The following is an 18,106-nucleotide window of genomic DNA, read 5'->3' on the forward strand; positions in this document are numbered from 1 at the left end:
CTCCCGAAAAGCGCTCGATGCTCGGGTCATGACTTCCAGGCACGGCCTGCCAAGCCCCGGACTGCTCAACTTCATCACCTGGGAGGAGGCAAGGTGCTGGTTCATTGTGATAGTCCACTGCGCCGATCAAAGTCGCCGTCTTCCAGGAAGTACATGCGGAACCAGTTCGGATCGTAGTTGCGCAACGGCTCGCCCGGTAGTGAAGGCAACTGGGCATTGGCGGCCAGTGGTTGCACCAGATGGGGGGTAACCACCATCAGCAGTTCCTTCTCTTCACGATTGATCGTGGAGTTGCGAAAGAACGCGCCGATGATGGGAATGTTGCCCAGGCCCGGCAGCTTGCGCACGTTGGAGCTGTTGTTGGTGCTGATCAGGCCGCTGATCACGAAACTCTCGCCGTCAGCCAGGGAAATGCTGGTGTCGGTTCGCCGCACGATCAGTGCCGGTACTCGGGTGCTGGAGATGATCACGCCGTTGTTGTAATCGAGTTCGCTGACTTCCGGCGCCACTTTCAGGGCGATGCGGTTGCTGCCGATGACCGTGGGGGTCAGGGTCAGGCGGATACCGAACTCCTTGTATTCGATGGAAATGTTGTTGCTGCCCGAACTTGGCACCGGGATCGGCACCTCGCCACCGGCCAGGAAACTCGCACTCTGCCCGCTCAGGGCCACAAGGCTGGGGCGAGCCAGGGTATAGGCGAAGCCGCTGCCCTCAAGTGCGTTGATAACCCCCAGCACATTGCCGCCGCCAATGCCGATATTGAAGCTGCCATTATTCAGCGGGATATTGGGTGCCAGGTTGCCGACCTGCCCGGGCGTCACTGTGACGCCGGGAACCGATCCGGGCGAGCCAAACAGAAAGTTGCCGCTCTTGCCGAAGATCGAGGTGCTGGCTTCTTTCAGCTTGGTTCGGCTGACTTCGACAAAGCGGATGTCGGTCTGCACCTGGCTGGGCAGCAAGGGGCTTTCAGAGGGGGGGAGCTGCGAGCCCAGCAGCGACTGGGCGGCTTTGCCCTGGACGAAGACCATACTTTGCCGTGGCGAACTGGAACAGGCGCTCCAGACCATCAAGCTGGTGGCGCCGGGCGCAATGCCGGTCAGCAAGTAGGAATCATTGCCGTTGAGGTGTACGTCGACGATTTTCGGATCACCCACTGCCAGCCGGGTGATGGCCACGGGAGAGCGTATGGCTGTCTGCATGCCCTCGCTGACTTCAAGCACTGCCGGTAGTGGTTCCAGCCCAGCACAATTGTTCGCTGCCGCCAGGGTCACTCCTGTGGGTAAAGCCGCGAAAATGAGTGTCCATGTCACTCGCCTGAGCATCTGCAAGCAATCACTGTTCATTTACTGCTTCCTTGATTGGCTGGGAGGGTCAGCCGGGACAGTCGGGCGCCACGAATCATTCGTCAGAGCACTCTGAAATAGGCCTTTCCTTGCTGATCCCAGATAACTGTTTCGTTATCTGACGTTAGCGTAGAAAGTTCAAAATGCTATTAATTGTAAAAAAAAACTCTCTATGCACTGAGCGCCCACCGAGCCGTGCAAGCATTGGCTTTGCTACAGCCCGCGAAATGCTTGGGAAGGACGGCGGATGGGCATTTCCCGAGGCATGGCCGACGCGTCAACGCCCGCTCAGTTTCAGCTAAGTTTTTCTTCGTAACCTCTGTCCCGCGCCAATTCAGGCGCAGTTAGGAAGAGGTGCTAGATGAAGCCATTGATCCAGGCCAATTGGCTGAACAAGGTGCCCGAAGTGACGCTGTCCTTCTGGGTGATCAAGATCATGTCCACCACGGTCGGGGAAACCTGTGCCGATTATCTGGCTGTCGATGCCGGCCTGGGGCAGGGGGTGACCAGCATCGGCATGGCGCTGTTACTGGCGCTGGCATTGTTCACGCAGTTGCGTACCCGGGCCTACACGCCGTGGGTCTACTGGTTGAGCGTGGTGCTGGTGAGCATTGTCGGGACCCAGGTCACCGATGTGCTGACCGACCAGTTGGGCGTCAGTCTGTATCTCAGCACGGCGTTGTTCGCACTGTTGTTGGCGACCAACCTGGCTGTCTGGTACGGCGTTGAGCGCAGTCTTTCGATCCGGCAGATCGTGACTCCTCGGCGCGAATTGTTCTACTGGGCGACGGTGCTGTGCACCTTTGCCCTGGGGACCGCCGCCGGTGATCTGGCCACCGAGGCGCTGGGATTGGGGTTCACCCTGGGGGTGGTGATCTTTGCCGCACTGATTGGCGTGACCTTTGCCGCCTGGCGATTGGGGGGCAATGCGGTACTGACATTCTGGATCGCCTACATCCTTACGCGCCCTTTCGGCGCCTCCTTGGGCGACCTTCTGACTCAGGCCAAGACATACGGCGGCCTTGGTCTGGGGGCGACCTGGACCAGCGGAATCTTCCTTTGCGTGATTTTCCTGCTGGTGACTGTTGCGCAGATCGGCGTGGCTGATCGCCAGCGTGTTACCGAGTGATTCGCTCATTTTCAATCAAGGAATCAATGATGGCTCTTTTCCATTCTGCTACTCGTAAGCTCGTGATCCTCTCCGCTATCGTCCTGCTGGGGAGCGCCGCCGGATGCTCCAAGACCGGTGATGAACAAAAGTCCTCAGCGTCAGCTCAGGTTGTGGCCGGCCAGGGCACGGTATCGAAGCTGGGGGATCTGTCGGCATTCCAAGGCATCAGTGCCGAGGTGGCGACCTTGGTGGACAAGAACGATCTGAGCGCAGCCAAGAGCCGGATCAAGGATCTGGAGCTCTCCTGGGATAGCGCCGAAGCGGGATTGAAACCCCGTGCCGCCGCTGACTGGCACGTGCTGGACAAGGCGATCGATCGCGCACTCGACGCGTTGCGTGCCGGCAGTCCACGGCAGGCCGACTGCAAACTGGCCATGGATGAGCTGCTCAAGACGTTCAACTCGTTGCAGGGCAAGCAATGAGGCCATCTGCCGCGAGGTCGGGGCGCCGCTGTGTGTAACAGGCCGCGTGATTGCCGACCAAGGTGATGCACGCTGGGCGCGGTATCCCTCCGGGGGATGCCGCGCTTCATTCATTGTGGAGGTGCTATGCGGATCTTGCTGGTGGAAGACGATGTCATGATCGGCGAGGCCATTGTCGGGGCCCTCAAGGACGCGGGCCATGCCGTCGATTGGGTGCGCAATGGGGGCAGCGCTCTCGCCGCTCTGGACACCCAGCATTATGACCAGGTGCTGCTGGATCTGGGATTGCCGGGCAAGGACGGGCTGCAAGTGCTCGACACCCTGCGACGCGGTGGTAACCCGGTGCCGCTGCTGATCATCACTGCCCGCGACAGCCTGGATGAGCGTTTGCGCGGCCTCGACGGCGGTGCGGATGACTACCTATCCAAGCCCTTTGCCATGGCCGAGCTGTTGGCGCGCATGCGTGCGGTCATGCGCCGCAAGGGCGGAAGTGCGGCGCCGCTGTTGAGCAATGGCGTGGTGTCGCTGGACCCTGTCTCGAAGCAGGCGAGTACCGCGCAGCAGGCTGATGTGCAGCTGTCGAACCGGGAGTTTGCCCTGTTGCAGGCGCTGTTGATCCGGCCCGGAGCGATTCTCTCGCGCAGTGAACTCGAGGACCGCATCTATGGTTGGGGGGACGAAGTGGAAAGCAACGCGGTGGAGTTTCTGATCCACGCCTTGCGCCGCAAGCTGGGAAGCCAGGTGATCAAGAACGTCAGGGGTATGGGATGGATGGTTTCAAAAAACGTCTGAGCGAGTCGGTCCAGCTCCGCCTGTCCATTGTGTTGTCGACGGCGATCCTGATCGTTGCCCTGCTGGCGGCGGTCTTCGCCTTTGTTACGGCATTCGACGAGGCTCGGGAAATGCAGGACAACACCCTGCGCCAGGTTGCGGCCTTGTTCGAGCGCCAGCAGATGACCCTGAGTTACTCCGAGCATGAACAGCCGATCGAAGGCGACAACGAGGAGTCCAGAGTGGTCATACAGTACCTGGCCGATGGCGCCAGGGCGGCCGGGGATGATGACAACAGCTCGCCTTTGCCCTTGCCGACCACGCTCGCCGATGGCTGGTCGACGCAGACGGTGGGGGACGAGCCGTTCCGGGTACTGGTCAAGACCACCGCGCAGGGGCAGCGCATCGCCGTGGCTCAGGAAATGGGCGCCCGGGACAAAGAGGCACGCGAGAGTGCCGCGCGCAGCCTGCTTCCGTTCTTGTTTCTGTTCCCCGTGCTGTTGCTGGTGCTGGCCAATCTGGTGCGCACGTTGTTTCGTCCGATCGAGGTCTTGGCCGCGGAGATTGATCAGCGAGGCGAGCAGGAACTGCATCCGATCGATGAAGGGCATTTGCCGACGGAGGTCCGCCCGTTTGTGCTGGCGATCAATCGACTGCTGGCGCGGGTGACTCGCTCCATGGACGTGCAGCGACGTTTTGTTGCCGACGCAGCCCATGAGTTGCGTTCGCCGATGACGGCCCTGTCCTTGCAAGCCGAGCGGCTGGCCACTGTGGAAATGTCGAGCCAGGCTCAGGAGCGTCTGATGTTGTTGCGACGGGGCATCGAGCGCAGCAAGAAGCTGATCGATCAGTTGTTGAGCCTGGCGTCCGCACAGTCCGGTGCTGGTGCCGGTGTGGCCATGGTTTCAGTGCACGCGGTCTATCGGCAGGTCCTGGAGGACCTGCTGCCGCTGGCGGAAGAAAAGGCCATTGATATCGGCGTGGAGGGCGGGCAGGACGGTCTGGTACGCATCAGCGAGGTGGACCTGTTGGTTGTGGTGAAGAACCTGGTGGATAACGCTATTCGCTATACCCCGCCGGGGGGGCAGGTGGATTTGTCGGTAAGCCTGGAGCACGGTGAGGTGGGGGTTAAGGTCTGCGACACGGGGCCTGGTATTGCGCCAGAGGAGCGTGATCGGGTGTTTGACCCGTTCTATCGCTGTCTAGGGAGCGAGGAGCTGGGGTCGGGATTGGGGCTTTCCATCGTCAAGGTGATCGCCGAGCGCTACGGCGCCCAGATCCGTTTCGCTTACACCGATGAACAGGCCAGGAGCGGGTTGTGCGTCTTGGTGTTGTTTGCGCGGGTCGACCCGGGCCGGGAGGATTAGACGCGGGGCAGAATTGGCTTTTGAATGCCCCGGATATTCTGTAGCCTTGCGCGGCTCCAATGCTGTCCGTACCTGATGAACTCACTCTCCCGGCGGGGCCCTAAGCGGTCCGGAGCCGGTGGTATACTCGACTTTCGCGCCCAAGCGCCTGCAGGTCTTGCGAACATGACGCAAATTTCCGAACGCCTTCTGGTTCAAGCCCACCTCGACGCCAAACAGCCCAAACCCTTGAGTGCTGAGCAAGAGGCCCATTTTCGTGCCGCCATCGCTGCAGAGCTCAAGGCTCAGGACGCGGTGCTGGTTGCGCATTTCTATTGTGATCCGGTGATTCAGGCCCTGGCCGAAGAAACCGGTGGCTGTGTGTCCGACTCTCTGGAAATGGCCCGTTTCGGCAACGCTCATCCGGCCAAGACCGTGGTGGTTGCCGGGGTGCGCTTCATGGGGGAGACGGCGAAGATTCTCAACCCTGAAAAACGCGTGCTGATGCCGACTCTGGAGGCCACTTGCTCGCTCGACCTGGGTTGCCCGGTGGACGAGTTCTCGGCCTTCTGCGATAAGCACCCCGAGCGCACCGTGGTGGTTTATGCCAACACCTCGGCGGCGGTCAAGGCCCGTGCCGACTGGGTGGTGACTTCCAGCTGTGCGCTGGAGATCGTCGAAAGCCTGATGGATAACGGTGAGAAAATCATCTGGGGGCCGGACAAGCACCTGGGCACCTACATCCAGCGCCAGACCGGGGCCGACATGTTGCTCTGGGACGGTGCCTGCATCGTTCACGAAGAGTTCAAGTCCAAGCAACTGGAAGACATGAAGGCGCTGTACCCGGAGGCTGCCATCCTGGTGCATCCGGAGTCCCCGAGCTCGGTGATCGAACTGGCGGATGCGGTCGGTTCCACCAGTCAGCTGATTGCCGCCGCACAGCGTCTGCCGAACAAGACCTTCATCGTCGCCACCGACCGCGGCATCTTCTACAAGATGCAGCAGCTGTGCCCGGACAAGGTGTTCATCGAGGCGCCTACGGCCGGTAACGGCGCAGCGTGCCGCAGTTGCGCTCATTGCCCGTGGATGGCCATGAATACCTTGGAGCGCACCCTGCAGTGCCTGCAACAAGGCAGCAACGAGATTCAGGTGGACCCGGCGCTGATCCCCAATGCCGTTCGACCACTCAAGCGCATGCTGGACTTCACCCAGGCGGCGCGGATGAAACTGGCGGGTAACGCCTGAGCGGCTTTATTCCGTAGTCATGCAAACGCCCCGACTTGTCGGGGCGTTTTTGTTGCTGGCGGGTTATTTCTTCTGTTTAGGGATGCGTACCAGCTGGGTGTTGGAGTAGATGTCGTGCCAGCTGCGTTTCTGCTTGTCCACCAGCACCCAGAAGAAGCCCAGGCCGGCACACAGCCAGGACGCGATCGACACCATGAAGCGCAGCAATGCCTGCCACAGGCTGATGCGGCTGCCGTCGGCATTCTGTACGCGGATGCCCCAGACCTGCATGCCCAGGGTCTGCCCTGAATGGGTCCAGAATTTGGCGAAGAAGCCGAATAGCACAAACAGCAGGACGGTGGAGTAAAGCGGGTCGCCATCCAGAGCGCCGGATTCGGTCAAGGCACGCATCCGTGCTTCGCCGATGATCTGCATCTGGATCAGTTTGTAGATGCCGCCGGTGACGATCAGCAGGGCGACGCACAGTAGAAAATCATAGAACATCGCTGCCAGGCGACGACCCAGGCCGGCGGCGGGAAACTCGCCTTGGGGGCTTAGCAGATGTTTCGACATGACAGGCTCTCGACTGAAAAAAGAAGCCATTTTACGGAATTGCGCGCACAAAAAAGCCCCTGATGTCAGCATCAGGGGCTTTTTCGTTACAGACGATTAAGCTTCTGCTTGTACTTCGTCAGCTTGCATGCCTTTCTGGCCTTGCACAGCGATGAAGGTCACTTTTTGGCCTTCTTTCAGGCTCTTGAAGCCGTTGCCCTGAATGGCGCGGAAGTGTACGAACAGATCCGGACCGCTTTCTGGAGTGATAAAACCAAAACCTTTCTCGTCGTTAAACCACTTGACGGTACCGCTCTGACGTTGGGACATTTCTTATTTCCTTTGACGCTAAAAAATTAATGACAGTCTCTTCCTCATGGAAGAGTACTGGGCTGGGTTGCAGGAAAGTAAGAGACGTCGAACGGGTTGTAGCAAACTTGTTAGCTACTGCCCAGGTCACGATTCCAAGCGACCCATGCAAACACAGTGGGGAAACTCTACGCCAACTACGGGAGAAAAAACAAGCCCCGCGAAGCCCCGGTTTTACTCAGCTTGCCGAGGTTTGGCGGAACTAGCGGGCAGGGCTTATTCGATAGAGTTGTTCAATTGTTTTCGGGGGTTATAAGTAGAGTTCAGTAGCAAAAATATGCACTGTTTTATGGCGGTTGCGTTACAGATTAGTGCAGTTTTAACGCAACCGCGTTACTTATAGAAACAGTCCCTCAGCCTCGGTAGTAGCGTTGGGCTACGAATGGCATTTTGCTTACAAGCATTGGCACCTTTTTCCCACGTACTATTGCTGCAACTGGCGTATCAAGTGCGCAGTGCTGGATATCGAGGTAACCCATCGCCAATGGACCACCGAGGGTCGGACCGAAGCCACCGCTGCACACGCTGCCGATGATGTTCCCTTCGGCGTCGACGATTTCCGCGCCTTCACGCACTGGCGTGCGTTCCTGAGGCAGCAGCCCGACACGTTTGCGATCGACGCCGCCCTGTTGTTGGGCAAAGATCACCTCGGCCCCGGGGAAGCCGCCGGCCCGTGCGCCATCGGCGCGGCGAGCTTTGGAGATGGCCCACAGCAGGCTGGCCTGGATCGGCGTGGTGTCGCTGTTCATGTCATGACCATACAGGCACAGGCCGGCTTCCAGGCGCAGGGAGTCGCGGGCGCCCAGGCCAATGGCCGCTACTTCCGGTTCAGCCAGCAGGGCACGGGCGAGCTTTTCCGCCTGCTCGGCAGGTACCGAGATTTCGAAACCGTCTTCACCGGTGTAGCCCGAACGGCTGACAAAGCAGTCCACACCCAGCACGGTCACCGGCTTGAACTGCATGAAGGTCATGCTTGCCACTTCCGGCGCCAGGCGCGCCAGCACCTTGACTGCCGCCGGACCTTGCAGGGCCAGCAGGGCGCGTTCTTCGAACAGCGGCTGAATGTCGCACTGCTCACCGAGATGGCGGCGCAGGTGGGCCAGGTCCTGTTCCTTGCAGGCGGCGTTGACCACCAGGAACAGTTGCCCGTCGCCCAGGTTGGCGACCATCAGGTCGTCGAGGATGCCGCCTTGTTCGTTGGTGAACATGGCGTAGCGCTGCATGCCCACCGGCAAGTCAAGGATGTCTACCGGCACCAGGGTTTCCAGAGCCTGTGCGGCATTGAAGCCGCTCAAGCGGATTTGCCCCATGTGGGACACGTCGAACAGCCCGGCCTGCTCACGGGTGTGCTGATGCTCTTTCATTACCCCGAGCGGGTACTGCACCGGCATGTCGTAACCGGCGAATGGCACCATGCGGGCGCCGAGTTCCAGGTGCAGGCTGTGCAACGGGGTTTTCAACAGTGTTTCGGTGGACATGGGCAACTCCTGAAAAAAACGTGCGGACACAGGCTGCGTATCAGCACTCGATAATGTTCACGGCCAAACCGCCACGGGCGGTTTCCTTGTATTTGCTTTTCATGTCGGCGCCGGTCTGGCGCATGGTACGGATGACCTTGTCGAGGGAGACGAAATGCTGGCCGTCGCCGCGCAGGGCCATGCGCACCGCATTGATGGCCTTCACCGAACCCATGGCATTGCGCTCGATGCAGGGCACCTGCACCAGGCCGCCGATCGGGTCGCAGGTCAGCCCGAGGTTGTGTTCCATGCCGATTTCCGCGGCGTTCTCCACCTGCTGCACGCTGCCGCCGAGGACTTCGCACAGGGCCCCGGCGGCCATCGAGCAGGCCACGCCCACTTCGCCCTGGCAGCCGACTTCAGCGCCGGAGATCGAGGCGTTTTCCTTGTACAGGATGCCGATGGCCGCAGCCGTGAGGAGAAAACGCACCACCCCGTCTTCGTTGGCCCCGGGAATGAAGCGCATGTAGTAGTGCAGCACCGCCGGGATGATCCCGGCTGCACCGTTGGTGGGCGCGGTAACTACTCGCCCGCCGTTGGCGTTTTCCTCGTTGACCGCCAGGGCGTAGAGATTGACCCAGTCCAGCACCGACAGCGCGTCACGCAGCGCCGCTTCCGGGTGCTGGCACAACTGGCGGTGCAGGGCGGCGGCGCGCCGCTTGACCTTGAGCCCGCCCGGCAGGATGCCTTCATTGCGGCAACCGGCAGCCACGCAGTCCTGCATCACTTGCCAGATCTTCAGCAGACCGGCGCGGGTTTCCGCTTCCGGGCGCCAGGCGCTTTCGTTGGTCAGCATCACCTGGCTGATGGACAGGCCATAGGTGCTGCAATGTTGCAGCAGCTCCTTGGCGGTCTTGAAGGGGAAGGTCAGGCGAGTGGTGTCTTCGACGATACGGTCGGCGCCGGCGGCGTCTTCGTCGACCACGAAACCGCCGCCCACGGAGTAGTACTCACGGCTGCGGATCTGCAGACCGGCGCTATCGAAGGCTCGGAAAATCATGCCGTTGGGGTGATAGGCCAGGGGCTTGCGGATCATTGCCAGGTGTTCTTTCTCGTTGAACGCAATGCTGCGCTCACCGAGCAGGTTGATTTGCCCGCTGCTGCGTATTGCCTGCAGGCGCGCGGCGATGTTCTCGGTATTCACGGTGTCCGGATGTTCGCCTTCCAGGCCCAGCAAGACCGCCTTGTCGCTGCCGTGGCCTTTGCCGGTGGCGCCCAGCGAGCCGTACAGCTCGACCTTGACGCAAGCGGTAGCCGCCAGCAGGTCATCGCGGCGCAGGCCTTCGACAAAGCGCGCAGCCGCGCGCATCGGGCCGACGGTGTGGGAGCTGGAGGGGCCGATGCCAATCTTGAACAGGTCGAACACGCTCAGGGACATGTTGGTTCTCCGGTTTCTTGTTATAGAGACAGCGGCAAGCCACAAGCGACAAGCTGCAAGTCAGAGGCCGTTCGGCTCTTTCTTGCAGCTTGAGGCTACTAGCTTGTGGCTGCCTTAGGCGTAGCTTTCGATCGACGGGCAGGCACACACCAGGTTGCGGTCGCCGAACACGTTGTCGACCCGGCCAACCGGCGGCCAGTACTTGCCTTCGATCAGCGAGGCCACTGGGTAAACGGCCTGCTCGCGGCTGTACGGGTGGGCCCACTCGCCCACCAGTTCTGCCGCCGTGTGCGGAGCGTTCTTCAGCGGGTTGTCGTCCTTGTCCAGGGTGCCGTTTTCCACCGCGCGGATTTCCTCGCGGATGCGGATCATGGCATCGCAGAAGCGGTCCAGTTCCTCTTTGGATTCGCTTTCGGTCGGCTCGATCATCAGGGTGCCGGCCACGGGGAAGGACATGGTCGGGGCGTGGAAGCCGAAGTCGATCAGGCGCTTGGCCACGTCATCGACGCTGATTCCGCTGCTGTCTTTCAGCGGACGCAGGTCGAGGATGCATTCGTGGGCCACCAGGCCGTTGCTGCCGGTGTAGAGCACGGGGTAGTGCTCTTCCAGGCGCCGCGAAATGTAGTTGGCGTTGAGGATCGCCAGTTGCGATGCGCGCTTGAGGCCGGCGCCGCCCATCATGCGGATGTACATCCAGGTGATCGGCAGGATGCTGGCGCTGCCGAACGGTGCGGCACACACCGCGCCTTTCTTGTTCTCCAGTGCGGCGTGGCCCGGCAGGAAGGGCGCCAGGTGCGCCTTGACGCCGATCGGGCCGACGCCCGGACCGCCACCGCCGTGGGGAATGCAGAAGGTCTTGTGCAGGTTCAGGTGGGACACGTCGCCGCCGAACTTGCCCGGCGCGCAGAGGCCGACCATGGCGTTCATGTTGGCGCCGTCGATGTACACCTGGCCGCCGTTGTCATGAATGATCCCGCAGATTTCGCGGATGCCTTCCTCGAACACGCCGTGGGTCGACGGGTAGGTGATCATCAGCGCGGCGAGATGCTCGCGATGCTCGATGGCCTTGGCCCGCAGGTCTTCGATATCGACGTTGCCGCGGGCGTCGCAGGCGGTGACCACCACGCGCATACCGGCCATGTTGGCGGTGGCCGGGTTGGTGCCGTGGGCCGATGACGGGATCAGGCAGATGTCGCGACGGTCATCGCCACGGCTCTGGTGATAGGCACGAATGGCCAGCAGACCGGCGTATTCACCCTGGGAACCGGCGTTGGGTTGCAGGGAGACGGCGTCGTAGCCGGTCGCGGCGCAGAGCATCGCCTCCAGCTCGGTGGTCAGTTGCTGGTAGCCGGCGCTTTGCTCAGCCGGGGCGAAGGGGTGCAGGGCACCGAATTCGGCCCAGGTGATCGGGATCATCTCGCTGGCGGCGTTGAGCTTCATGGTGCAGGAGCCCAGCGGGATCATGGTGCGGTCCAGGGCCAGGTCCTTGTCTGCCAGCTTGCGCAGGTAGCGCATCAGCTCGGTTTCCGAGTGATAGCGGTTGAACACCGGGTGGCTGAGGATCGCCGACTGACGTACCAGGGCCGCGGGGATGCTGCTGGTGACCGCAGCCGCCAGTGCGGCGAAGTCCGGCGCGGGCTTGCCCTCGCCCAGTAGGCTCCACAGGCCTTCGACGTCGGCATGGGTGGTGGTTTCGTCCAGGGACAAGCCCAGGCGCTCGGCGTCGATCACCCGCAGGTTGATGCCCTGGGCGCGGGCCTTGTCGTGCAGCGCGGCGGTGCTGGCACCGGTGTGCAGGCTCAGGGTGTCGAAGAAGTTGTCCTGCTCCACGACCAGCCCCAGATCCTTCAGCCCCTTGGCCAGGATCGCGGTCAGCTGGTGGATGCGCTGGGCAATCTGGATCAGGCCCTTGGGACCGTGATAGACGGCATACATGCTGGCGATGTTGGCCAGCAGGACCTGAGCGGTGCAGATGTTGCTGGTGGCCTTTTCGCGGCGAATATGCTGCTCGCGGGTCTGCATGGCCAGGCGCAGGGCCGGCTTGCCGAAACGGTCTACGGAGACGCCGACCAGACGGCCCGGCATGTCGCGCTTGAAGGCATCGCGAGTGGAGAAATAGGCCGCATGCGGGCCACCGAAGCCCAGCGGTACACCGAAGCGCTGGGCGCTGCCGATGGCCACGTCGGCGCCGAACTCACCGGGCGGGGTCAGCAGGGTCAGGGCCAGCAGGTCGGCGGCCACGGCCACCAGGGCGTTGGCGGCGTGGAAGCGCTCGGTCAGTTCGCGGTAGTCGAACAGATCGCCGTTGCTTGCCGGGTATTGCAGCAGGGCACCGAAGAACGGGCTGACGTCGGTCAGCTTGCGCTCATCGCCCACCACCACGTTGATTCCCAGGGGCTCGGCACGGGTGCGCAACACGTCCAGGGTCTGCGGGTGGCAATGCACCGAAGCGAAGAAGGCGTGGCTGCCCTTGTTCTTGCTCAGGCGCTTGCAGAAGGTCATGGCTTCGGCGGCGGCGGTGCCTTCGTCGAGCAGCGAGGCGTTGGCGATCGGCAGGCCGGTCAGGTCGCTGATCAGGGTCTGGAAGTTCAGCAGGGCTTCCAGGCGGCCCTGGGAAATTTCCGGCTGGTAGGGGGTGTAGGCGGTGTACCAGGCCGGGTTCTCCAGAAGGTTGCGCAGGATCGGCGAGGGGGTATGGCAGCTGTAGTAGCCCTGGCCGATGTAGGTCTTGAACAGCTGGTTCTTGGCAGCGATGGCCTTGATCGAGGCCAGGGCCTGGGCTTCGCTCTGGCCCTGGCCCAGGTCCAGCACGCTGGTGCCCTTGATGCTGTCGGGGATCACGCTGGCGCTCAGGGCTTCCAGGGAGTCGAAGCCCAGGCTGTTGAGCATGGCTTGTTCATCGGCCTGGCGCGGGCCGATGTGGCGCGCGATGAATTCGTTGGCGGTGGTCAGGTTGACGGTCATGACGGGCTCCTCAGGCTTCGGCGCTGGCTTTGATCAGGCGATCGTAGGCGTCCTGATCCAGCAGTTGGCCAACGGCGGCGGCATCGGCGGGAATGAAGCGGAAGAACCAGCCTTCGCCCAGCGGATCTTCGTTGACCAGTTCCGGGCTGTCTTCCAGGGCCGGGTTGATGGCGACCACTTCACCGTTGAGCGGCATGTACACGCCGCTGGCGGCCTTTACCGATTCCACGGTGGCGGCTTCGGCGCCCTTTTCGTAGCTCTGCAGCTCCGGCAGTTGCACAAACACCACATCACCCAGGGCGTTCTGGGCGAAAGCCGTGATGCCGACGGTGACACTGCCATCCGCTTCGCTACGCAGCCATTCGTGATCTTCAGTAAAACGCAACTCGCTCATGGAAACTCCTCAGGGGCCAGACTCGTCTGGTGGACGCGATTGAATGCTCGTGCGGGGCCGAGCCGGATGGCTATACCCTTAGCAAGAACGCGGCCAATAAATATTTAATTCTTTAAAATCAATGAGTTGAATATTCAATCTGGATTCGTGTCGGCGTCGAGTGTAGCGAAATCGCTACAGCTGACGGCGTGGAAAAAAGGCTTTGAGGATCAAAGCCTTGCACGGCAGCGATTACAAGGAGGTGTAGCGAAATCGTGCCGCTGTAGCGCTTTCAGTACAGTTGCAGGTCGTTTTCAGACGTGTATCTGCAACTGACCCTGCGGGGACAGAACTGACGCAGGAGCTGGCTTGCCAGTGAAGGCGTCTTCAAGGGCTGCGCCAGGCTCAAGGATCTCATCGCCGGCAAGCCGGCTCCTACGCAAGAGGGGCCGGTCAAGCCTTGTTGGGAATGCCGTACTTGCGCAGGCGATGGGCGATGGCGGTGTGGGAGGTCTGCAGGCGGTTGGCCAGTTGTCGGGTCGAGGGGTAGTTGACGTAGAGGTTTTCCAGCAGCTCTTTCTCGAAGGCTTCCACGGCCTGTTCCAGGCTTTCGACTTCGGCGTCGTTCTGCCGGGCCACCGAGGTGCCGGCGATGTCCAGGTCGCCGATGTCCACCAGGTTGCTCTCGCAAATCGCCGCCGCCCGGAAGATCACGTTCTGCAACTGGCGCACGTTGCCCGGCCAGCGGTTGCCCAGCAGCGCCGGATAGGTGCCCGGGGTCAGGCGGCACACCGGGCGCTGGATCTGCGCGCAGGCCTGCTGCATGAAGTAGCGGGCCAGCAGCAGGATGTCCTGGCCACGCTCGCGCAGCGGCGGCACTTCAAGGTTCAGGACGTTGAGGCGGTAGAACAGGTCCTCGCGGAAGCTGCCTTCGCCGACCATTTTTTCCAGGTCGCGGTGGGTGGCGCTGAGGATGCGCACGTTGACCTTGATCTCGCGATCGCCGCCCACCCGGCGAAAGCTGCCGTCATTGAGAAAGCGCAGCAGTTTGGCTTGCAGATAGGGCGACATCTCGCCGATTTCATCGAGGAACACCGTGCCCTGGTTGGCCAGTTCCATCAGCCCCGGCTTGCCGCCGCGCTGGGCACCGGTAAAGGCCCCGGGGGCATAGCCGAACAGTTCGCTCTCGGCCAGGTTTTCTGGAAGGGCCGCACAGTTCAGCGCCAGGAACGGCGCGCTGTGTCGGGCGCTGATGGCGTGGCAGGCACGGGCCACCAGCTCCTTTCCGGTGCCGGTTTCGCCCTGGATCAGCAGCGGTGCATCCAGGGCCGCGACCCTTTGTGCCCGAGCCTTGAGGGTGCGAATTGCCGGGGATTCGCCAAGCAGGGCATCGAAGCCCTCGGCGTGATCGTGGTGCAGGGCCGAAAGCCGCTCGCCGATGCGGTTGGGCTGGTACAGGGTCAGCAGCGCGCCGGCGTCGGTGATGGGCGTGGCGTCCAGCAGCAGGGTCTGGCCATTGACGATGATTTCCCGCAGCGGCAGGCGAAAGCCGTTTTCCAGCAGGGCCTCCAGCAGCGCGGGATCGGCAAACAGCTCGGCGATGCTTTCCCCGGCCGGCTCGCGGCCATACAGGGCGATCAGCGCCGGGTTGGCCAGCAGCACCTTGCCGGCGCTGTCCAGGGCCAGCACCGGATCGGTCATGGCCGCCAGCAAGGCGTCCAGCTGCAAGTGCCGGCGCTGGCCGGGGAGGATGTCGACCACGGTCACCGCCTGCACGCCACGCACGTTGAACAGCGCGTCGCGCAACTCCTCCAGCACCTGCGGGCTCAGGGTTGGGGCATCGATATAAACGTTGGGTGGCACCATTTCCACCGCATCCAGGTTGAGATTGCGCCCGCCCAGCAGGGCCAGGACTTCCTGGGTGATGCCGACGCGGTCGATGAAGCTGACGTGGATACGCATGAGGCGACAGAGGCTTCTGGAACACTGAAGGGCGCCAGTATGCCTTGGGCGAGAGCCTTAGTCGAAATCGCTGGAGCTGTCGCAGGAGCCGGCTTGCCGGCGAAGGCGCATCGCAGGCCGATCCGGGGAGGGGGCATTGCGCCGGCAAGCCGGCTCCTACTGAAGTGGGTGGTTATGCCAGGTGTTCGGGGCTGATCGGGTCGCCGGGCTTGACGTTCAGTTGCTTGCGCACGTCTTCGAACATCTCGTCGTAGTACTTGTGCATGGAGGCAATGCTGGCGCTCTTGGGCAAACCGTACTGCTGGGCGATGCGCGTGGCGTGACGGGCAAAGTCGAAGGCCAGGTCCTTGGCCAGGAAGAACTGCTCTTTCAAGGATTTGCCTTCGATGGTGCCGTGCAGGGTGAACAGCATGCCGTGACCCTCCTTGGGGTCCTGGGCCAGTTCATAGTCGATGCACAGGTTGTAGCTGAAGTCGTCCTTGCTCAGCGCATGGCGCTCTATATGCAGGTGACCGGGCGCAAACATGGCCATAGGCGTCTCTCCTCCAGGGCTTCGAATGAGGGCAGGCAGCGGGCCTGCCCCGTGTTCTTACAGCAAGCGTCTTACAGGTAGCTGATGCCGGTTTTGGCTGTGCTGATGCGGGTGCCGGCCTTGCCCTGGACGATCGCTTCGATGTCCGAGAGTGAACCGATCACCGCGACTTTGCCAGTGTGCCGGGCAAATTCGCAGGCGGCCTGGACCTTGGGCCCCATGGAGCCGGCGGCGAAGCCCAGCTTGTCCATTTCATCCGGGTGGGCCTGGGCGATGGCCTTCTGGGTCGGCTTGCCGAAGTCGATGAAGGCTGCGTTGACGTCGGTAGCGATCACCAGCAGGTCGGCTTCCAGTTGTTCGGCCAGCAGCGCCGAACACAGGTCCTTGTCGATCACCGCCTCGATGCCCTTGAGCTTGCCGTCCTCGCCGTACATGGTCGGGATGCCGCCACCGCCGGCGCAGATCACGATGCTGCTCTTTTCCAGCAGCCACTTGATCGGGCGGATCTCGAAGATGCGCTTGGGTTTCGGGCTGGCCACCACCCGGCGGTACTTGTCGCCATCCGGAGCGATGGCCCAGCCTTTCTCCTTGGCCAGTTTCTCGGCTTCTTCCTTGCTGTAGACCGGGCCGATGGGCTTGGTCGGGTTCTTGAAGGCCGGGTCCTTGGCGTCCACTTCCACCTGGGTCAGCAAGGTGGCGAAGGGCACCTCGAAGTCCAGCAGGTTGCCCAGTTCCTGTTCGATGATGTAGCCGATCATGCCTTCAGTCTCGGCCCCGAGCACGTCCAGCGGGTAGGGCGAAACCTGGGTATAGGCCGCTGCCTGCAGCGACAGCAGGCCGACCTGCGGGCCATTGCCGTGGGCAATCACCAGTTGGTTGCCAGGGTGGATCTTGGCGATCTGTTCGGTGGCGATGCGGATGTTGGCGCGTTGGTTGTCCGCGGTCATGGGTTCACCACGGCGGAGCAGGGCGTTACCGCCCAGTGCAACGACGATACGCATAATGCAGTCCTTCTGGAGGCTCTGTAGGAGCCGGCTTGCCGGCGAACAGCGGTTCGCTGGCAAGCCAGCCCCGGCAGGGGAGGCGGGTTAGAGATCGGCCAGGGTCGAAACCAGGATCGCCTTGATGGTGTGCATGCGGTTTTCCGCTTGCTCGAAGGCGATGCAGGCTGGCGACTCGAACACGTCGTCGGTCACTTCAATGCCATTGGCCAGGTGCGGATACTGCTCGGCGATCTGCTTGCCGACCTTGGTATCGCTGTTGTGGAAAGCCGGCAGGCAGTGCATGAACTTGGTCCGTGGATTGCCGGTGGCTTTCATCAACTGGGCGTTGACCTGGTACGGCAGCAGTTGCTCGATGCGCTCGGCCCAGGCTTCCACCGGCTCACCCATGGACACCCAGACGTCGGTGTGGATGAAGTCCACGCCCTTGACCGCGGCTTTCGGGTCTTCGGTGAGGGTGATGCGCGCCCCGCTTTCCTCGGCGTACTGCTTGCAGCGTTGCACCAGGTCGTCATGGGGCCACAGCGCCTTGGGCGCGCAGATGCGCACGTCCATGCCGAGCTTGGCGCCCACCAGCAGCAGCGAGTTGCCCATGTTGTTGCGCGCGTCGCCCAGGTAGGCGTAGCTGATCTCGTGGATCGGCTTGTCGGCGTGCTCCCGCATGGTCAGCACGTCGGCGATCATCTGGGTCGGGTGGTATTCATCGGTCAGGCCGTTGAATACCGGAACCCCGGCGAACTTCGCCAGCTCTTCGACGACCTCCTGCTTGAAGCCGCGGTACTCGATGGCGTCGTACATGCGCCCCAGCACTCGGGCGGTGTCCTTCATGCTTTCCTTGTGGCCGATCTGCGACGAGTTGGGGTCGATGTAGGTGACGTTGGCACCTTGGTCATAGGCCGCCACTTCGAAGGCGCAACGGGTACGGGTCGAGGTTTTTTCGAAGATCAGGGCGATGTTGTTGCCCTTGAGGTGCTGCTGCTCGGTGCCGGTGTACTTGGCGCGTTTCAGGTCGCGGGACAGGTCCAGCAGGTAGCGCAGCTCACGCGGAGTGTGGTGTTCCAGGCTCAGCAGATTACGGTTGTGGATATTGAAAGCCATGATGGATCTCCTTTGATTTCGGTCGTCCACTTGCCGAGGCCCTTTGTAGGGGCAACGGCAAGCTGCTATGTCGGATAAGGGCG

The 18,106-nt window shown here is 62.0% G+C and carries 16 protein-coding genes; 5 read left to right on the forward strand and 11 right to left on the reverse strand.

Annotated features, from left to right (window positions below; all coding sequences use genetic code 11):
* Nucleotides 1-101 precede the first annotated feature (101 nt).
* A complete protein-coding gene (locus BLV47_RS06610) occupies nucleotides 102-1,343 on the reverse strand; it encodes a type II and III secretion system protein family protein (RefSeq protein WP_092311279.1) in 1,242 nt (413 codons plus the stop codon).
* Nucleotides 1,344-1,704: 361 nt separating this feature from the next.
* Between BLV47_RS06610 and BLV47_RS06615 the strand changes: the two genes are divergently transcribed.
* From BLV47_RS06615 to nadA, 5 genes are all read left to right on the forward strand, one after another.
* Entirely contained in the window at nucleotides 1,705-2,472 is a 768-nt protein-coding gene (locus BLV47_RS06615; RefSeq protein ID WP_092311282.1) for a COG4705 family protein, read from the forward strand.
* A gap of 29 nt (nucleotides 2,473-2,501) precedes the next feature.
* Complete coding sequence (locus BLV47_RS06620; RefSeq protein WP_092311285.1) at nucleotides 2,502-2,936, forward strand: hypothetical protein; 435 nt, start codon at nucleotides 2,502-2,504, stop codon at nucleotides 2,934-2,936.
* A gap of 126 nt (nucleotides 2,937-3,062) precedes the next feature.
* The gene (locus BLV47_RS06625) at nucleotides 3,063-3,728 is read left to right on the forward strand and encodes a response regulator (RefSeq protein ID WP_092311288.1); all 666 of its coding nucleotides are present in this window, start codon (nucleotides 3,063-3,065) and stop codon (nucleotides 3,726-3,728) included.
* The gene (locus BLV47_RS06630) at nucleotides 3,704-5,074 is read left to right on the forward strand and encodes an ATP-binding protein (protein WP_092311291.1); all 1,371 of its coding nucleotides are present in this window, start codon (nucleotides 3,704-3,706) and stop codon (nucleotides 5,072-5,074) included. The genes BLV47_RS06625 and BLV47_RS06630 overlap by 25 nt, the downstream gene beginning before the upstream one ends.
* Before the next feature lie 165 nt (nucleotides 5,075-5,239).
* The gene (gene nadA / locus BLV47_RS06635) at nucleotides 5,240-6,298 is read left to right on the forward strand and encodes a quinolinate synthase NadA (RefSeq protein WP_092311294.1); all 1,059 of its coding nucleotides are present in this window, start codon (nucleotides 5,240-5,242) and stop codon (nucleotides 6,296-6,298) included.
* Nucleotides 6,299-6,361: 63 nt separating this feature from the next.
* Here nadA and BLV47_RS06640 read toward each other — a convergent pair whose 3' ends face one another.
* The 10 genes from BLV47_RS06640 to BLV47_RS06685 all read right to left on the reverse strand — a co-directional run bounded on the left by BLV47_RS06640 (nucleotide 6,362) and on the right by BLV47_RS06685 (nucleotide 18,023).
* The gene (locus BLV47_RS06640) at nucleotides 6,362-6,850 is read right to left on the reverse strand and encodes an RDD family protein (RefSeq protein ID WP_092311297.1); all 489 of its coding nucleotides are present in this window, start codon (nucleotides 6,848-6,850) and stop codon (nucleotides 6,362-6,364) included.
* A gap of 96 nt (nucleotides 6,851-6,946) precedes the next feature.
* Nucleotides 6,947-7,159 (reverse strand): cold-shock protein, encoded by a 213-nt coding sequence (locus BLV47_RS06645; protein ID WP_007977299.1) that lies wholly within the window; start codon nucleotides 7,157-7,159, stop codon nucleotides 6,947-6,949.
* A gap of 392 nt (nucleotides 7,160-7,551) precedes the next feature.
* Entirely contained in the window at nucleotides 7,552-8,676 is a 1,125-nt protein-coding gene (gcvT, locus tag BLV47_RS06650) for a glycine cleavage system aminomethyltransferase GcvT (RefSeq protein WP_092311300.1), read from the reverse strand.
* Between the two features lie 40 nt (nucleotides 8,677-8,716).
* Nucleotides 8,717-10,093: an L-serine ammonia-lyase gene (locus BLV47_RS06655; protein WP_092311303.1), complete on the reverse strand. Its 1,377-nt coding sequence runs from the start codon at nucleotides 10,091-10,093 to the stop codon at nucleotides 8,717-8,719.
* 114 nt (nucleotides 10,094-10,207) lie between these two features.
* Nucleotides 10,208-13,057: an aminomethyl-transferring glycine dehydrogenase gene (gene gcvP / locus BLV47_RS06660; RefSeq protein WP_092311306.1), complete on the reverse strand. Its 2,850-nt coding sequence runs from the start codon at nucleotides 13,055-13,057 to the stop codon at nucleotides 10,208-10,210.
* A 10-nt stretch (nucleotides 13,058-13,067) separates the two neighbouring features.
* The gene (gene gcvH / locus BLV47_RS06665; RefSeq protein WP_092311309.1) at nucleotides 13,068-13,451 is read right to left on the reverse strand and encodes a glycine cleavage system protein GcvH; all 384 of its coding nucleotides are present in this window, start codon (nucleotides 13,449-13,451) and stop codon (nucleotides 13,068-13,070) included.
* 432 nt (nucleotides 13,452-13,883) lie between these two features.
* Nucleotides 13,884-15,392, reverse strand: a complete 1,509-nt coding sequence (locus BLV47_RS06670; RefSeq protein WP_092311312.1) for a sigma-54-dependent transcriptional regulator — start codon at nucleotides 15,390-15,392, stop codon at nucleotides 13,884-13,886.
* A 172-nt stretch (nucleotides 15,393-15,564) separates the two neighbouring features.
* Nucleotides 15,565-15,924, reverse strand: a complete 360-nt coding sequence (locus tag BLV47_RS06675; RefSeq protein ID WP_092311315.1) for a DUF5064 family protein — start codon at nucleotides 15,922-15,924, stop codon at nucleotides 15,565-15,567.
* A 71-nt stretch (nucleotides 15,925-15,995) separates the two neighbouring features.
* Nucleotides 15,996-16,925 carry a carbamate kinase gene (gene arcC, locus BLV47_RS06680; protein WP_092311318.1) on the reverse strand — a complete coding sequence of 310 codons (930 nt, stop codon included), beginning with the start codon at nucleotides 16,923-16,925 and terminating at the stop codon, nucleotides 15,996-15,998.
* An 87-nt stretch (nucleotides 16,926-17,012) separates the two neighbouring features.
* Nucleotides 17,013-18,023, reverse strand: a complete 1,011-nt coding sequence (locus BLV47_RS06685; protein ID WP_092311321.1) for an ornithine carbamoyltransferase — start codon at nucleotides 18,021-18,023, stop codon at nucleotides 17,013-17,015.
* Between the last annotated feature and the right edge of the window lie 83 nt (nucleotides 18,024-18,106).

The sequence above is a fragment of the Pseudomonas saponiphila genome (assembly GCF_900105185.1).
Classification (GTDB): domain Bacteria; phylum Pseudomonadota; class Gammaproteobacteria; order Pseudomonadales; family Pseudomonadaceae; genus Aquipseudomonas; species Aquipseudomonas saponiphila.

Bases quoted from the DNA above. Each gene is read 5' to 3' on its own strand.
- BLV47_RS06610 (WP_092311279.1), bottom strand. From the start codon at position 1,343: ATGAACAGTGATTGCTTGCAGATGCTCAGGCGAGTGACATGGACACTC.
- BLV47_RS06615 (WP_092311282.1), top strand. From the start codon at position 1,705: ATGAAGCCATTGATCCAGGCCAATTGGCTGAACAAGGTGCCCGAAGTG.
- BLV47_RS06620 (WP_092311285.1), top strand. From the start codon at position 2,502: ATGGCTCTTTTCCATTCTGCTACTCGTAAGCTCGTGATCCTCTCCGCT.
- BLV47_RS06625 (WP_092311288.1), top strand. From the start codon at position 3,063: ATGCGGATCTTGCTGGTGGAAGACGATGTCATGATCGGCGAGGCCATT.
- BLV47_RS06630 (WP_092311291.1), top strand. From the start codon at position 3,704: ATGGATGGTTTCAAAAAACGTCTGAGCGAGTCGGTCCAGCTCCGCCTG.
- nadA (WP_092311294.1), top strand. From the start codon at position 5,240: ATGACGCAAATTTCCGAACGCCTTCTGGTTCAAGCCCACCTCGACGCC.
- BLV47_RS06640 (WP_092311297.1), bottom strand. From the start codon at position 6,850: ATGTCGAAACATCTGCTAAGCCCCCAAGGCGAGTTTCCCGCCGCCGGC.
- BLV47_RS06645 (WP_007977299.1), bottom strand. From the start codon at position 7,159: ATGTCCCAACGTCAGAGCGGTACCGTCAAGTGGTTTAACGACGAGAAA.
- gcvT (WP_092311300.1), bottom strand. From the start codon at position 8,676: ATGTCCACCGAAACACTGTTGAAAACCCCGTTGCACAGCCTGCACCTG.
- BLV47_RS06655 (WP_092311303.1), bottom strand. From the start codon at position 10,093: ATGTCCCTGAGCGTGTTCGACCTGTTCAAGATTGGCATCGGCCCCTCC.
- gcvP (WP_092311306.1), bottom strand. From the start codon at position 13,057: ATGACCGTCAACCTGACCACCGCCAACGAATTCATCGCGCGCCACATC.
- gcvH (WP_092311309.1), bottom strand. From the start codon at position 13,451: ATGAGCGAGTTGCGTTTTACTGAAGATCACGAATGGCTGCGTAGCGAA.
- BLV47_RS06670 (WP_092311312.1), bottom strand. From the start codon at position 15,392: ATGCGTATCCACGTCAGCTTCATCGACCGCGTCGGCATCACCCAGGAA.
- BLV47_RS06675 (WP_092311315.1), bottom strand. From the start codon at position 15,924: ATGGCCATGTTTGCGCCCGGTCACCTGCATATAGAGCGCCATGCGCTG.
- arcC (WP_092311318.1), bottom strand. From the start codon at position 16,925: ATGCGTATCGTCGTTGCACTGGGCGGTAACGCCCTGCTCCGCCGTGGT.
- BLV47_RS06685 (WP_092311321.1), bottom strand. From the start codon at position 18,023: ATGGCTTTCAATATCCACAACCGTAATCTGCTGAGCCTGGAACACCAC.